The 13,865-nt window shown below is 69.9% G+C and carries 14 protein-coding genes and 1 riboswitch; of the genes, 9 read left to right on the top strand and 5 right to left on the bottom strand.

Features of this window, described 5'->3' with window-relative positions; translation table 11 throughout:
- The first annotated feature begins 292 nt into the window (after positions 1-292).
- From QBL25_RS21365 to QBL25_RS21375, 3 genes are all read left to right on the top strand, one after another.
- Positions 293-1,414, top strand: a complete 1,122-nt coding sequence (locus QBL25_RS21365; protein WP_160506062.1) for a LacI family DNA-binding transcriptional regulator — start codon at positions 293-295, stop codon at positions 1,412-1,414.
- 251 nt (positions 1,415-1,665) lie between these two features.
- The gene (locus QBL25_RS21370; protein ID WP_409058630.1) at positions 1,666-2,757 is read left to right on the top strand and encodes a metallophosphoesterase; all 1,092 of its coding nucleotides are present in this window, start codon (positions 1,666-1,668) and stop codon (positions 2,755-2,757) included.
- A 181-nt stretch (positions 2,758-2,938) separates the two neighbouring features.
- A complete protein-coding gene (locus QBL25_RS21375; RefSeq protein ID WP_409058631.1) occupies positions 2,939-3,814 on the top strand; it encodes a hypothetical protein in 876 nt (291 codons plus the stop codon).
- Between the two features lie 84 nt (positions 3,815-3,898).
- Here the strand turns inward: QBL25_RS21375 and thiC are convergent, their stop codons facing one another.
- Positions 3,899-5,761 (bottom strand): phosphomethylpyrimidine synthase ThiC, encoded by a 1,863-nt coding sequence (gene thiC, locus QBL25_RS21380; RefSeq protein ID WP_409058632.1) that lies wholly within the window; start codon positions 5,759-5,761, stop codon positions 3,899-3,901.
- Positions 5,754-5,908: riboswitch (TPP riboswitch) on the bottom strand. It overlaps the preceding gene by 8 nt.
- Before the next feature lie 71 nt (positions 5,909-5,979).
- On the opposite strand from thiC, the gene QBL25_RS21385 reads away from it, so the two are divergent.
- Positions 5,980-7,383: a YibE/F family protein gene (locus QBL25_RS21385; RefSeq protein WP_409058633.1), complete on the top strand. Its 1,404-nt coding sequence runs from the start codon at positions 5,980-5,982 to the stop codon at positions 7,381-7,383.
- Between the two features lie 320 nt (positions 7,384-7,703).
- On the opposite strand, the gene QBL25_RS21390 is transcribed toward QBL25_RS21385, so the two are convergent.
- From QBL25_RS21390 to QBL25_RS21405, 4 genes are all read right to left on the bottom strand, one after another.
- Positions 7,704-8,141 (bottom strand): SsgA family sporulation/cell division regulator, encoded by a 438-nt coding sequence (locus QBL25_RS21390; RefSeq protein ID WP_409058634.1) that lies wholly within the window; start codon positions 8,139-8,141, stop codon positions 7,704-7,706.
- 103 nt (positions 8,142-8,244) lie between these two features.
- Positions 8,245-8,958, bottom strand: a complete 714-nt coding sequence (locus tag QBL25_RS21395; RefSeq protein WP_409062729.1) for an IclR family transcriptional regulator — start codon at positions 8,956-8,958, stop codon at positions 8,245-8,247.
- Between the two features lie 320 nt (positions 8,959-9,278).
- Positions 9,279-9,500 carry a DUF5326 family protein gene (locus QBL25_RS21400; protein ID WP_383334713.1) on the bottom strand — a complete coding sequence of 74 codons (222 nt, stop codon included), beginning with the start codon at positions 9,498-9,500 and terminating at the stop codon, positions 9,279-9,281.
- A gap of 158 nt (positions 9,501-9,658) precedes the next feature.
- Positions 9,659-9,976 carry a cupin domain-containing protein gene (locus QBL25_RS21405; RefSeq protein ID WP_160506069.1) on the bottom strand — a complete coding sequence of 106 codons (318 nt, stop codon included), beginning with the start codon at positions 9,974-9,976 and terminating at the stop codon, positions 9,659-9,661.
- 71 nt (positions 9,977-10,047) lie between these two features.
- On the opposite strand from QBL25_RS21405, the gene QBL25_RS21410 reads away from it, so the two are divergent.
- The 5 genes from QBL25_RS21410 to QBL25_RS21430 all read left to right on the top strand — a co-directional run bounded on the left by QBL25_RS21410 (position 10,048) and on the right by QBL25_RS21430 (position 13,854).
- Positions 10,048-10,428 carry a phage holin family protein gene (locus QBL25_RS21410; protein ID WP_409058635.1) on the top strand — a complete coding sequence of 127 codons (381 nt, stop codon included), beginning with the start codon at positions 10,048-10,050 and terminating at the stop codon, positions 10,426-10,428.
- 9 nt (positions 10,429-10,437) lie between these two features.
- Positions 10,438-10,935: a low molecular weight protein-tyrosine-phosphatase gene (locus QBL25_RS21415; protein ID WP_409058636.1), complete on the top strand. Its 498-nt coding sequence runs from the start codon at positions 10,438-10,440 to the stop codon at positions 10,933-10,935.
- The gene (locus QBL25_RS21420) at positions 10,932-12,158 is read left to right on the top strand and encodes a cystathionine gamma-lyase (protein WP_409058637.1); all 1,227 of its coding nucleotides are present in this window, start codon (positions 10,932-10,934) and stop codon (positions 12,156-12,158) included. Before QBL25_RS21415 ends, QBL25_RS21420 begins: the two co-directional genes overlap by 4 nt.
- A 248-nt stretch (positions 12,159-12,406) precedes the next feature.
- A complete protein-coding gene (locus QBL25_RS21425) occupies positions 12,407-13,312 on the top strand; it encodes a LysR family transcriptional regulator (protein ID WP_409058638.1) in 906 nt (301 codons plus the stop codon).
- A 59-nt stretch (positions 13,313-13,371) separates the two neighbouring features.
- A complete protein-coding gene (locus tag QBL25_RS21430) occupies positions 13,372-13,854 on the top strand; it encodes an NUDIX domain-containing protein (protein ID WP_409058639.1) in 483 nt (160 codons plus the stop codon).
- The last annotated feature ends 11 nt before the right edge of the window (positions 13,855-13,865 follow it).

Raw genomic sequence — 13,865 nt, forward strand, 5'->3', positions numbered from 1 at the left:
CGGAATCCGCCCCCTCAGGCGCACGGCGAGGGGGGAGCGCTCTTCTCCGTGGCGCGCGCCGGTGGCTCGCGCCGTGGCGCGCATCACCCGTGAAGGTGAGTTGAGACCTCTTCGAGACATCGTCCATTTGGCAGGCCGGTGCGCGACGACAAGGGACCGTCCACCTCGAATCCCGCCAACGCCCTTATAATCCAAGGCAGTTGACGAAGTACGACCATGCAGAAACGTGCCTGTCAACGCGTGAATATGCGTCCGCACTACCCACCCCCATGAGCCCTACTATCGGCTCGCCATGACAGCAGCAGGGAACCACCAGGTGAGCCGAGCGGAGACCGCCCGCCGGGGCAACCGGCAGAGCCGAGCGGGTATCAGAGACGTCGCCGCCGCCGCCGGTGTCTCCATCACGACTGTCTCCGACGCACTCAACGGCAAGGGCCGGCTCCCGGACGCCACCCGACGCCATGTCCGCGAGGTCGCCGAACGGCTGGGCTACCGGCCCTCCGCGGCGGCCCGAACGCTCCGTACCGGCAAGTCGGGCCTGATCGGCCTGACCGTGACGACGTACGGGGATGAACCTTTCACCTTCACCGAATTCGCGTACTTCGCGGAAATGGCCAGAGCCGCGACCTCGGCCGCGCTGGCCCGCGGCTACGCCCTCGTCATCCTGCCCGCCACCTCCCGGCGCAGTCCGGTCGACGTGTGGTCGAACGTCGCGCTCGACGGCACCGTCGTCGTCGATCCGTCCGACCACGACCCCGTCGTCAGCGAACTGGTCCGCCAAGGCCTGCCCGTCGTGTCCGACGGCCGGCCCGCCGGGTCCCTCCCGGTCACCGCCTGGGTCGACAACGACCACGAGGCGGCGGTCCTGGAGATCCTCGACCATCTCGCGGCGGCCGGAGCCCGCCGGATCGGGCTGCTCACCGGGACCACCACCGACACGTACACCCACCTCTCCACGACCGCCTATCTGCGCTGGTGCGAGCGCGTCGGGCAGGACCCCGTCTACGAGTCCTACCCGGCCCACGACCCCTGTGCGGGCGCCGTGGCGGCCGACCGGCTGCTCGCCCGGCCCGACCGGCCCGACGCCGTCTACGGCCTCTTCGACCCGAACGGCACCGATCTCCTCGCGGCCGCCCGCCGGTACGGCCTGCGCGTCCCGGACGACCTGCTGCTGGTCTGCTGCAGCGAGTCCACGGTCTACGCCACCACCGAGCCGCCCATCACCACGCTCTCGCTCAAACCGCGGCGCATCGGCACGGCCGTCGTGCAGCTCCTCATCGACGCCATCGAGGGCCTGGACTCGGGCCGACCCGTCGAGCAGGTGATACCGACGGAGCTGATCGTGCGCACCTCGTCCGAGCGACGTCCGCCGCGCACGACGGTCAGCCCACCCCGCTCGCCCGGAACCGGTTGAGCGGGCCGCCCGGCGGGGAGAACCCCCGTCAACCGGTACTGCCTGGCACGTCCCGGCCGTGGCCCAGAGGGAAACCCCTACCCAATTCGGGAGAAAACCTCGGTGAACTGGGGTTCAGCACTGATTCACCACCCCTGGTGCACCACACAGCGCGAGCCGCATTCCTATGATGGGCGGACGACACCGCGGGCCGCTGCGACCAGGCAGTCCGATCTCGGTGCAGATGCGGCGCAATGGTGGTGGAGGGGTCGATGACTCAGGGGGCCGGTCAGGGACCCGATGTGCGGACGGCGACGTTGCGCGACTTCCGCGTTCCGGCGTACGTCCATGAGACCGGTCCGGTCGCGGGGGACCCGGCGGACACGGCGGCTCCGGGCGCCCCGGGGGTGATCCCCGGAGCGCCGGAAGCGGACGACGGCTACACGCCCACGCAGCGCGACCTGCCCGTGATCAACCGCGGCGACACCGTGCAGGTGGAGGTGCAGGCCATGCCCGAGCCTCCGCAGGCGCCGGCGGCGGACGAACACGGTCCGCTGTTCGTGGTGGGCGACGTGCACGGCTATCTGGACGAACTGGTCGCCGCGCTCCAGGAGCAGGGCCTCGTCGACGCCGAGGGGAACTGGTCCGCGGGCAACGCCCGCCTGTGGTTCCTCGGCGACTTCACCGACCGCGGACCGGACGGCATCGGCGTCATCGACCTCGTGATGCGTCTGTCGGCGCAGGCGGCGGCCGCGGGCGGCTACTGCAAGGCGCTCATGGGCAACCACGAGCTGCTCCTGCTCGGCGCGAAGCGGTTCGGCGACACCCCGGTCAACTCGGGCGCCGGCACGGCCACGTTCCAGGCCGCCTGGCTCCTGAACGGCGGCCAGAAGACCGACATGGAGCGCCTGGAGGACCACCACCTCCAGTGGATGGCCCGCCTGGACGCCATCGAGGCGGAGGACGGGCATCTCCTGATGCACTCCGACACGACCGCCTACCTCGACTACGGCGACTCGATCGAAGCCGTGAACGACACGGTCCGCGAGACCCTCACGCGCAACGACGCCGACGAGTGCTGGGACCTCTTCCGGAAGTTCACCAAGCGCTTCGCCTTCCGCGACGAGTCCGGCCCCTCGGCCGTACGCGAACTCCTCGACATGTACGGCGGCCACCGCATCGTGCATGGCCACAGCCCCATCCCGTATCTGCTCGGCGACGTCGGCTCCGAGGACGACTCGGACGGCGGCGGTCCCGTCATCGAGGGCCCGCACATCTACGCAGGCGGACTGGCCATCGCCATGGACGGCGGTGTGACCATGGCCGGAAAACTGCTGGTCTGCCAACTGCCCCTGGATAACTGAGCGTTCTACGGGCAGGCACTCCACTACAGGATCACGCTGGCCAGGGGGCCTATTTCTGGAAACCCCCTGTCACCGCGTGCCTTCACGGCTCTACCATCGGCTTATCCGTAGCAGGCTCCCCTCCGTTTCTGCCCGACGGCTCGCACCCATGCGAGCCCCAAGCCCTACGGAGCATCGGGGGATGCACATGAACAGCGCTCCACACCTGCTCAATGAGGACCGCCCCGAGTACGAGCGGATCCTCGATGAGGCGCTGCGCACCGCACCGAACCGTCCTGATCTCGCCGCAGTGGGCGAGCGGCTCAATCCCGAGCAGCTGCGCACCATGGCCCTGAACGCCACTGCGCTGATCACTGCCGCCGCCGCGACCGAGTACACGCACTATGTGAAGGTCCGCGAAGAACTGCGCGAAAGCGGATCTGCCGCACCATCGATCCGCGAGCGGAGTCCCGAGGGCCCGGCGGAAGCCGGCTCCGGAGGCCTCGGTCTCGCGACCACGATGGGGGAGGTCACCGCCCAGGCTTCAGGGGCGGGGGCCGTCGCCGTCGTCGCGGTCCTCGCACCGGTGCTCGCCGGGGCGGCCGCCGCGATCTTCCTGCTCGTCGGCTACATCCTGAAGATGCTCAACCCCGAGCCCGCCTTCGCGGACACCCTGCTCACCGCGGGGTGGCTGTTCGGCGCGCTCACCGCGGGCGGCATCCTGATCGCCGCGATCGGACTGCTCATGACCGCCCTGCGCAACGGCGCCACGTCGCTCCAGGCCGGTCCGTACGGAGAACGGAACGAGGAGGTGGTTCGCGCCAGGGAAGCCTGGAGCGAGGCACTCATGGAGCGCGGCATCCTGCCGTTCCTGCGGGAGGCGCTCGCGGATCCAGGGGCGGCGCACGCAGCGCGCACCCCGTCGTTGGACCCGGGCGGCCGCATGCCTCAACTCGGTTACAACAGGCCGGGCTTCAGCAGCCCGGAGGGCGGCCCGACGGCGGGGCCGCGCCCGAGCTACTCCAGCCCGGACTTCTCGAGCCCGGATTTCGGCGGGCCCGACCACAAGCCGGAGTAGCACGCGGCACACCGAGGCGGTACGGGTTCGCGACGCTGCTTCGGGCGGGCACGACGCCCGCCCGAAGCACGCCGCGACCCTCGCTCAGTCGGCGAGGGGCAGGTAGACGCGGTTTCCTGCTGCCGCGAACTCCTTGGACTTCTGCTCCATGCCCGCCTCGATCTCGTCCTGCGAGGCGCCGTGCTCACGCCGGATGTCGTGCGAGATCTTCATCGAACAGAACTTCGGCCCGCACATCGAGCAGAAGTGCGCCGTCTTGGCGGGCTCGGCGGGCAGCGTCTCGTCGTGGAACTCCCGCGCCGTGACCGGGTCGAGGGCCAGGTTGAACTGGTCCTCCCAGCGGAACTCGAAGCGCGCGTCCGAGAGCGCGTCGTCCCAGTCCTGCGCGCCCGGGTGCCCCTTGGCGAGGTCCGCCGCATGGGCCGCGATCTTGTACGTGATGACGCCGGTCTTCACGTCGTCGCGGTTGGGCAGGCCCAGGTGCTCCTTGGGCGTGACGTAGCAGAGCATCGCCGTGCCCCACCAGCCGATCATCGCGGCGCCGATGCCGGACGTGATGTGGTCGTACGCGGGCGCGATGTCCGTGGTCAGCGGGCCGAGCGTGTAGAACGGCGCCTCCTCGCAGATCTCCTGCTGAAGGTCGATGTTCTCCTTGATCTTGTGCATCGGGACATGGCCCGGGCCCTCGATCATGGTCTGTACGTGGTGCCGCTTGGCGATGGTGTTGAGCTCACCGAGGGTGCGCAGCTCGGCGAACTGCGCCTCGTCGTTGGCGTCCGCGATCGAACCGGGGCGCAGGCCGTCGCCCAGCGAGTACGTCACGTCGTACGACGCGAGGATCTCGCAGAGCTCCTCGAAGTTCTCGTAGAGGAAGCTCTCCTTGTGGTGCGCGAGGCACCAGGCCGCCATGATCGAGCCGCCGCGCGAGACGATGCCGGTCTTGCGGTTGGCGGTGAGCGGGACGTACGGAAGGCGCACGCCCGCGTGCACCGTCATGTAGTCCACGCCCTGCTCGGCCTGCTCGATGACCGTGTCCTTGTAGATCTCCCAGGTCAGCGCCTCGGCCTGGCCGTCGACCTTCTCCAGGGCCTGGTAGAGCGGCACGGTGCCGATGGGGACGGGGGAGTTGCGCAGGACCCACTCGCGGGTCGTGTGGATGTTGCGGCCGGTGGACAGGTCCATGACCGTGTCGGCGCCCCACTTGGTGGCCCAGGTCATCTTGTCCACCTCCTCCTCGATGGAGGAGGTCACCGCGGAGTTGCCGATGTTGGCGTTGACCTTCACCAGGAACTTCTTGCCGATGATCATCGGCTCGATCTCCGGGTGGTTGACGTTGGCGGGAATCACCGCGCGGCCGGCGGCGACCTCCGCGCGCACGACCTCGGGATCGAGGTTCTCGCGGATCCCGATGAACTCCATCTCGGGCGTGATCTCACCGCGGCGGGCGTACGCGAGCTGCGTGACCGCTTGGCCCGCGCGCCCCCTGCGCGGCTGGCGCGGGCGGCCGGGGAAGACCGCGTCGAGGTTCTTCAGGCCGCCGCGGGGCGAGGTGTGCTTGATGCCGTCGTCCTCGGGACGGGGCGGACGGCCCGCGTACTCCTCGGTGTCACCGCGGGCGATGATCCAGTTCTCGCGGAGCGGGGCGAGGCCCCTGCGGACGTCGGTGTCGACGGACTCGTCGGTGTACGGCCCCGAAGTGTCGTACAGGGTCACGGCCTTGCCGTTGGTGAGGTGCACCTGGCGGACCGGCACCCGCAGGTCGGGGCGCGAGCCCTCGACGTACGCCTTGTGCCAGCCGATGGACTTCCCGGCCTCCGCGCCGAGGGGGTTCCCGGTGTTCTCGACCGGGTTCTTGGCGTTTCCGACCGGGTTCCCGGTGTTCTCGCTGAGGTTCCCGGTGTTCTCGTCGCTGCTGGAGGCAGGCGTGCGTGTGTCCGATGTGGTCATGAGACCTACTCCCTACGCCGGCATTACCCGGTAACAGGTTCGGCGGTCGACGCAGCGAATTCCGTACGGCTCGTGCACGTTCGTGCCGCTTCGTACGGAGGTCAGCGCCCTCTCAGCCCGGTGCTCCGAGCTCCCGCGATTGCAAAGGTGCCTCCACGCTAGCGCCCCGCCGGGCGCGCTGAACAGAGGGCCCTCCCCGTTCTTGCGATGATCGGGCAGTGACCACCACACAGCCGCCGTCCCAGCCGCCCGTCCCGAACGTGCCTCCGGACTCCCACGGGCACTCCCACAGCCATGGTCCTGCCGCGCCGGTCTCCCAGCATCTGCGCAAGGTCATCGCCGCCGTGCTGATTCCTTTCGCCACGGCGGTGGTCGTCGGCCTCGCGGTGTTCTGGCCAGGTGGCGCTCCGTCCCACGAGCGCACCGGAGTCGGCTTCGACCGGCAGACGCAGTCGGCCGAGGTCGCGAAGGTCCAGGAGCTGCCCTGCAAGGACGTGAACGCCTCGCAGACCCCGCCCAACGGCGACACCTCCACGGCCGAGGGGCAGTCCGCCCAGTCCCGTGCCAAGGGCGTCTGCAAGAAGGCGACGATCGAGGTCACGAGCGGCAAGGACAAGGGCCGCACCTTCACCGAGATCGTCCAGCCCGACTCACCGCGGCAGTTGCGCCAAGGCCAGGAGGTCGTGGTCGCCTACGAGCCCACGGCCCCCGAGGCGTTGCAGTACTCGGTCACCGACGTGAACCGGAAGTTCCCCATGGCGCTGCTCGCCGGGATCTTCGCGCTCGCCGTGGTCGTGGTGGGCCGGATGCGCGGCGTCATGGCCCTGATCGCCCTGGCGTTGAGCTTCCTCGTCCTGACGTTCTTCATCCTGCCCGCGATCCTCCAGGGCTCGAACCCGCTGGTCGTGGCGGTGATCGGGGCCAGCGCCATCATGCTGATCGCGCTCTATCTCTGCCACGGCCTCACGGCCCGGACCTCGGTCGCGGTCCTCGGCACGCTCATCTCCCTGCTCCTCATCGGGCTGCTCGGCTCGCTCTTCATCGGCTGGGCCTCGCTGACCGGCAACACGGACGACAACACCGGCCTGATCCACGGCCTGTATCCGTCCATCGACATGAGCGGCCTGCTGCTCGCCGGCGTCATCATCGGCTCGCTCGGCGTGCTCGACGACGTGACGGTGACGCAGACGTCCGCGGTCTGGGAACTGCACCAGGCCAACCCGAAGATGGGCTGGCGCGGTCTGTACGGCGCGGCCATCCGCATCGGCCGCGACCACATCGCCTCGGTGGTGAACACCCTGGTCCTGGCGTACGCGGGTGCCGCGCTGCCCCTGCTGCTGCTCTTCTCGATCGCACAGAGCAGCGTGGGCACGGTGGCCAACAGCGAACTGGTGGCCGAGGAGATCGTGCGCACCCTGGTCGGCTCGATCGGCCTGGTCGCCTCCGTCCCGGTCACGACCGCGCTGGCGGCCCTGGTGGTCTCGGCCGACCGCTCGGCCCCCGCGGGCCGCACGGGCCACGCCCCGCACCCGTCAGGCGGCGCCACCCCCGCTCCGGCCCCCACGTCCACCCCCGCCCCCAAGCAGGGCCGCGGCGGAAAGGGCCGCCGCCGAAAGGCGTGACGTGCGGTCGGCAGCCAGGGGCCGGCCGGAGGGCGGAGGGGCGGCAGCAAGGGGCCAGAGGGCAGACGGGCGGCACCCAGGGGCCGGAGGGCGAACGGGCGGCAGCCAGGGGCGGGCGGCGCCTAGGGGGAAGGCGGGGTGCCGAGGGGGGCGGCGGGGTGCCCAGGGGCCGGACGGGCGGGCGCCCAGGGGCCGGACGGGCGGGCGCCTCGCGCTCAGCGCCCAGCGCTCAGCGCCCAGCGGCCGTGCCGTAAGGCTCAACCGGCGGATGCCATGAAATGCACCAATCTGCCGTAGGGCCGCGTCCTGGCCCGTGAGCGTCAGCCCGCGCTCTGCTCCTCGGCGAGGATCCGGTCCAGCGCCTCGTCCAGGTGCGCCTCGAAGTCGGCCAGCGCCCGCTCCTGCCCCAGCGGCACCAGCTTGTCCGTACGGTCCAGGAAGGCGAGGAGCGGCGGGATCCCCACCCGGAACAGGGCCTGGTCCGCTCCGACCTGAAGCCGGATCAGCGCCTCGTCGAGCAGCTCGGGATCGGTGGGAGCGATGTGCACGTCTCCGTCACCGACCGCCCCGCCCACCCCGTCGACCAGCAGCTCCCGCCCGAAGGCCCAGGTGACGGGGGCGTCTCCGGGGAGATGGAAGGTCAGCCGGACGGCGTAAGGATCACCGGTCTCATAACGCAGCTCCACCGGGATGCGAAACGACAGCTCCTCGGAAACGAGGAAGCTCATCATGACCTCTGCCTGGACCGACTCGCGCATCGTCCGCCTACCCCGTCGCTAAAGCTCGACTGGCCAGGAACCAACTCCCTGACACTCATGGCATCTTGCTTAACGTACACATCAGATCACAAGGAGTGAGTTTTCAGATGCTGATAGAGAAGGCGAGTGTCCCCAGTAGTCTCCCGATTTCCCCTTGCAACCGCTCGGCCGCAGGGAGTAGCCGGTCCGCCTGATAAGACGGAACGGAAATGGCCATGGTCGCCGCGGTGTTACCCGCTGTGATCGGAATCGCGGCGCAGACCGTGCCCAACGCGTACTCCTGTCGCTCCACGACCGGCCGCATCCGGCCCATGCCGTCCAGCCGGCGGAGGAAACTCCGGTTGTCCCGGACGGAGTACCGGGTGGTCGACTGCACCGGATAGCGGGAGAGGTGGTCCTTGCGCTGTTCGTCGTCGAGTTGGGAGAGGAGACATTGCCCGATCGCATGGGCGTGTCCCGTCTCGCGGAAGTCGGCCCACTCCTCCACCGCCGGATTACCCGGGGTGTCCGCCACGGCCACGACCTCGATCTCGCCCTCGCGGTACACGGCGAAGTACACGGGGACGCCGATGGCGTCCCGCCAGTGCTCCAGGGCCTCTCCGATCATGCCGCGACGATTCTGCTGCGCCCCGCTCGCGCTCAGCCGCTCGGCGGCCTCCCCGAGCACGAACACGCCCTTGTCCCGGCGGAGATAGCCCTCGTGCGTCAGCGTGCGCAGCAGGTGATAGGCCGTGGGGAGCGCGAGCCCGGCCTCCCGGGCCAGCTGTTTGGCCGGCGCCCCCTCCTGATGCGCGGAGGCGGCCTCCAGCAGGTGCATCGCCCGCTGCACCGAACCAATGAGAGTCGGCGCGGCGGCAGTTGAGGTCGTGGCGGTCGGCGATGCCCCCGACGAGGGGCCGTTGGACGAGATGTCGGCGTGTGTGGCGTCAACCGTGGCCAAGGTTCACTCCCGAAACACGTGGGGGTTCCGCCCGTGCCCGGGATACACGGGTGGGAGCGCAGTGCGCCCGCGCGCGGGGCACCCCGCGTCGGTTTTCGGACTCTAACCCTTGGCCGCCGGACTAAGGCCCCGCACCAGGAAACTTCCCCCGGCCGAGCGAACTGTTGCCGGACATCAACAATCGCTGGTCGCCGGTGTCACCAATCGCCGCGGGAAGAGGTGGAGCCGGATATGAACTTCCGTACGACGTAAATGAGTCCACCCACCAAGGCGACGAAGATCAGCGCCTTGAACAACAGGCCGACCACGAAGCCCACCACGCTCGCTATCAGACCGCCGAACACGACCAGGGCGATGACAGGGACCGCGATCCACTTCACCCACCACGGCAATCCCGAGAAGATCTCCTGCGCTGCCATCGTCCTTACCTCTCTCCGCATCCGTCCTGCTTCTTGCCTTCGATGCTAGGGCGGCGCAGGGCCCGACGGGGGCCTCGCATCCCTTGTCTGCCCCTGATCCGCCCCCTAGGGAACCCCGAGGTCGCAGCCCTGAGGAGTCCGCCCAGGGGCGTAGTGGCTCAGCCCTCCGGCGGCGAGAAGACGACGAGCACCCGAAGGTCCTCGCTGATGTGATGGAACTTGTGGGCCACCCCGGCGGGCACGTACACGACGCTGCCGCGCGCGACTTGGGTGGTCTCCATGCCGACCGTGATCGAAGCACGGCCGCTGACGATCATGTACACCTCGTCCTGCTGATGCGGCTGCTGGGGGTCGGACTCCCCGGCGTCGAGCGCGTACAGCCCGACCGACATGTTCCGCTCGCGCAGAAACTGCAGGTACGCGCCATCGTTCGCGGCGCGCTCCGTCTCCAGTTCATCCAGCCGGAATGCCTTCATCGTCCTCGTACGCCCCTTGCCCCAGCCTGCGGACCGACCGCTCTGGCCGTCCGTCTGCAACGATCAGACACATGAAGAATTTCGTAGTCAAGACGATCGCCAACGCGGCGGCCCTGGCCGTCGCCGTGTGGCTCCTCGACAAGATCACGCTGACCGGTGACAGCACCGGCAAGAAGACCCTCACGCTGATCGTCGTCGCCCTGCTCTTCGGCCTGGTGAACTTCCTGGTCAAGCCGGTCGTGAAGGTGCTCACCTTCCCGCTGTTCATCCTGACCCTCGGCCTGATCACGCTGGTGGTCAACGCCCTCATGCTGCTGCTCACGTCGTGGCTGGCCGACAAGCTCGACGTGAGTTTCCACGTCGACGGGTTCTGGACCGCCGTCCTGGGCGGCCTGATCATCTCGATCGTGTCCTGGGCGCTGAACGTCGTCCTGCCCGACGACAAGGACTGAGCCCGCCCCATGGCCTTCTCCGTCTGCTTCGTGTGCACCGGCAACATCTGCCGGTCCCCCATGGCCGCGTCCGTCTTCCGCGCCCGGATCGAGGAGGCCGGTCTCGGCGGCCTGGTCCAGGTGGACAGCGCGGGCACCGACGGCTGGCACGAGGGGGACGGCGCCGACCCGCGCGCCGTCTCCGTCCTGACGGCGGCCGGTTATGCGAGCGACCATGTGGCGCGCCGCTTCCAGGTCTCCTGGTTCCCCCGGACCGACCTGGTGATCGCCCTGGACTCCGGCCACCACCGGGCCCTGCGCCGCCTCGCGCCCACCCCGGCCGACGCGGACAAGGTGCGGCTCCTGCGCTCGTACGACCCCGTGGCCGCCGGCCTCGGCGACCTGGACGTCCCCGACCCGTACTACGGGGAGGAGGAGGGCTTCGAGGAGTGCCTGAGAATGGTGGAGGCGGCGAGCGAAGGCCTGCTCGACGCCGTACGCGAAGCAAGGGAAGGGCGGGCGGCATGACGGACTCCGCAGCGATAGCCGCAGGTACGGGCGCGGGAGAAGCCGCGGGACCAGGCGTGGGAGCGGCCTCGGCAGCCGGCTCCGGGCTCGGCGACGGCACGAGAGCGGTGCGGGCCGGCCTTCCCGAGCCCGTGAAGCACGAGCCGACCCTTCCGGGGCCGGTGTTCGCCGCGCACTTCCACCTGCCGGGCGATCCCACCGGGCCGTACACCTACGGACGGGACGACAACCCGACCTGGACGCTCCTCGAACGGGCCATCGGTGAGCTGGAGGCCCCGGACGGTGGTGGCGAGGACGCAGGCCCGGACGTGGAGACCCTGGTCTTCGCCTCCGGGATGGCCGCCATCTCCGCGGTGCTCTTCTCGCAACTGCGCGCCGGTGACGCCGTGGTCTTGCCGGACGACGGCTATCAGGCGCTGCCCCTGGTCAGGGAGCAGCTCACCGCGTACGGCATCGAGGTCCGCACCGCCCCGACCGGCGGCGACGCCCAGCTCGACGTCCTGGACGGCGCCAAGCTGCTGTGGATCGAGACGCCGTCGAACCCGGGACTCGACGTGTGCGATGTGCGGCGCCTCGCCGACGCTGCCCACGCGCGCGGAGCCCTCGTGGCCGTCGACAACACCCTGGCCACGCCCCTCGGCCAGCGCCCCCTCGCACTCGGCGCGGACTTCTCCGTGGCCAGCGGCACCAAGATGCTCACCGGACACGGTGACATCCTCCTGGGGTACGTGGCCTGCCGTGACGCCGAGCTGACCGCGTCCGTGCGGCGCTGGCGCAAGATCGTCGGCGCGATTCCGGGGCCGATGGAGGCCTGGCTGGCGCACCGCTCGCTCGCCACGCTCCAGCTGCGCGCCGAGCGCCAGAACGCCAACGCCCTGGCCTTGGCCGAGGCGCTGCGGGGCCGCGACGAGGTGACCGGGCTGCGCTATCCGGGGCTGCCCGACGACCCCTCGTACAAGATCGCCTCGCAGCAGATGCGGCGCTTCGGGTGCGTGGTCTCCTTCACCCTGCCCTCACGCGCGCGTGCCGACCGGTTCCTCGACGCGCTGACTCTGGTGGACGACGCGACGAGCTTTGGCGGGGTGCGTTCGACCGCGGAGCGGCGAGGCCGATGGGGAGGGGACGCGGTCGCAGAGGGCTTCATCCGTCTGTCCGCCGGGTCCGAGGACCCCGATGACCTGGTCGGGGACGTGCTGCGCGCGCTGGACGAGTCGGCGGGCTGATCGCTCCCGCGGATGCGCGGACCGCTCCCGGCCAACGCGGGATCGAACACAACTAGTACTGATGTACGCACAACGAACGGTCCGAGCCTCCCCCCTCGTGGCTCGGACCGTTCCGGTTCCGCGCGCGAAGAACCGCGCGAACCAGGCTAGTTGACTCTGTGTCAGTGTCCAATCACAGTAGCGGCAGAGGCCTATCGACATATTTATAGTTGGGCCCGGCCAGAGCGCCGAGAGGGGAGGGCAGCGCCGTGGATCTGGCCCTGCTGCGCACGTTCGTCACCGTGCACCGGGCCGGTTCCTTCACACGCGCGGCCGCGCTGCTCGGCCTGTCCCAGCCGGCCGTCACCTCGCAGATACGCACCCTTGAGCGTCAGCTGGGCCGTCCCCTGTTCCTGCGCCAGGCGCGCGGCGTGACGCCGACGACCATCGGTGACGAGCTCGCCCACAAGGCCGCGCCGCATCTCGACGCCTTGGTGGAGATCGCCGAGACGGGCCTCGAAGAGGACTCCTCGGTCCGCACGCTGCACCTCGCGGGGCCGCCGGAGTTCACCGCGGCCCGCGCGTTGCCCGCTCTCACCTCGCTGACCGGACACGACGGCCAGGGTTACGCGCTGCGCGCCTCCTTCGGCACCGCGGAAGAGGTCGTCGAAGGGCTCTCCGCGGGGCACCACGACCTCGCCATCACCACCGCCAGGCCGCGCGGCGCACTGCTCTCCGCGACGCCGCTGTGCGACGAGGAGCACGTCTTGGTCGCGTCCCCGCACTGGGCGGCCCGCGTCGGCCCCGGCAAGTTGCGCCGCAAGGGCGCCACGGCGCTGGAGGGCCTGCCCGTGGTGGAGGTCCATGAGTCCCTGCCCCTGGTCGCCCGTTACTGGGCCACCGTCTTCGACACCCGTCCGGCCGCATCGGGCGCCGTCATCGTGCCGGACCTGCGGGCGGTGCTCTCCTGCGTCGTCAGCGGGGCAGGGCTCGCGGTGCTGCCACGCTATCTCTGTGCGCCCGCCCTGAAGACTGGCGAGGTCGTGGCCCTGCTGGACCCGGCGGTGCCGCCTCTGCGCACGTATTTCCTCGTCGTACGCACCGGCACGCTAGCGATGCCGCACATCGCTCGGGCGCACGAGTGGCTGCTGCGTGCTGCCGTCGACTGGGCTTGAGCGGGACTCCGACTGGTTCACGATGTTTCACGTGGAACAGTCCGGGCCACATTCCTCCCATGACCGTCCGACCCGTGGTCAAGCGCACCGCACGCGCCGTCCTGCTCGATGGCGACCACCTGATTCTGATCAAGCGGACCAAACCCGGCGTCGATCCCTACTGGCTCACGCCCGGTGGCGGCGTGGAACCGGAGGACGCGACCGTCGTCGACGCGCTCCATCGTGAGGTGCACGAGGAACTCGGCGCGAAGATCTCCGACGTCGTGCCCTGCTTCGTGGACACCGTCGAGCACATCGGCGAGGACGGGGGCGCGACCGGCGTCAAAGTCCAGCACTTCTTCGTCTGCCGCCTGGAGTCCATGGACCTCTCGCTGCGGCACGGCCCGGAGATCGAGGAGCCGTGCGGCGAGTACGAGATCGTCCACGTGCCCTTCACCCGGGTCGGGATCGCCTCGGTCCACCTCGTACCGCTGTCGCTACGGCACTACCTGGACGGCAACATCGAGGGCGTACGCGCGATGCACGCCCCTGACCTGGGCTGATTCCGCGCGGC

This window comes from Streptomyces sp. SYP-A7185, assembly GCF_046103685.1.
In the GTDB taxonomy this organism is placed as follows: Bacteria; Actinomycetota; Actinomycetes; order Streptomycetales; family Streptomycetaceae; genus Streptomyces.

Coding starts and splice junctions, on each gene's coding strand:
- QBL25_RS21370 (WP_409058630.1), top strand. CDS start 1,666: ATGACTCAGGGGGCCGGTCAGGGACCCGATGTGCGGACGGCGACGTTG.
- QBL25_RS21420 (WP_409058637.1), top strand. CDS start 10,932: ATGACGGACTCCGCAGCGATAGCCGCAGGTACGGGCGCGGGAGAAGCC.
- QBL25_RS21400 (WP_383334713.1), bottom strand. CDS start 9,500: ATGGCAGCGCAGGAGATCTTCTCGGGATTGCCGTGGTGGGTGAAGTGG.
- QBL25_RS21410 (WP_409058635.1), top strand. CDS start 10,048: ATGAAGAATTTCGTAGTCAAGACGATCGCCAACGCGGCGGCCCTGGCC.
- QBL25_RS21375 (WP_409058631.1), top strand. CDS start 2,939: ATGCACATGAACAGCGCTCCACACCTGCTCAATGAGGACCGCCCCGAG.
- QBL25_RS21365 (WP_160506062.1), top strand. CDS start 293: ATGACAGCAGCAGGGAACCACCAGGTGAGCCGAGCGGAGACCGCCCGC.
- QBL25_RS21415 (WP_409058636.1), top strand. CDS start 10,438: ATGGCCTTCTCCGTCTGCTTCGTGTGCACCGGCAACATCTGCCGGTCC.
- QBL25_RS21405 (WP_160506069.1), bottom strand. CDS start 9,976: ATGAAGGCATTCCGGCTGGATGAACTGGAGACGGAGCGCGCCGCGAAC.
- QBL25_RS21430 (WP_409058639.1), top strand. CDS start 13,372: ATGACCGTCCGACCCGTGGTCAAGCGCACCGCACGCGCCGTCCTGCTC.
- QBL25_RS21390 (WP_409058634.1), bottom strand. CDS start 8,141: ATGCGCGAGTCGGTCCAGGCAGAGGTCATGATGAGCTTCCTCGTTTCC.
- QBL25_RS21395 (WP_409062729.1), bottom strand. CDS start 8,958: ATGCACCTGCTGGAGGCCGCCTCCGCGCATCAGGAGGGGGCGCCGGCC.
- thiC (WP_409058632.1), bottom strand. CDS start 5,761: ATGACCACATCGGACACACGCACGCCTGCCTCCAGCAGCGACGAGAAC.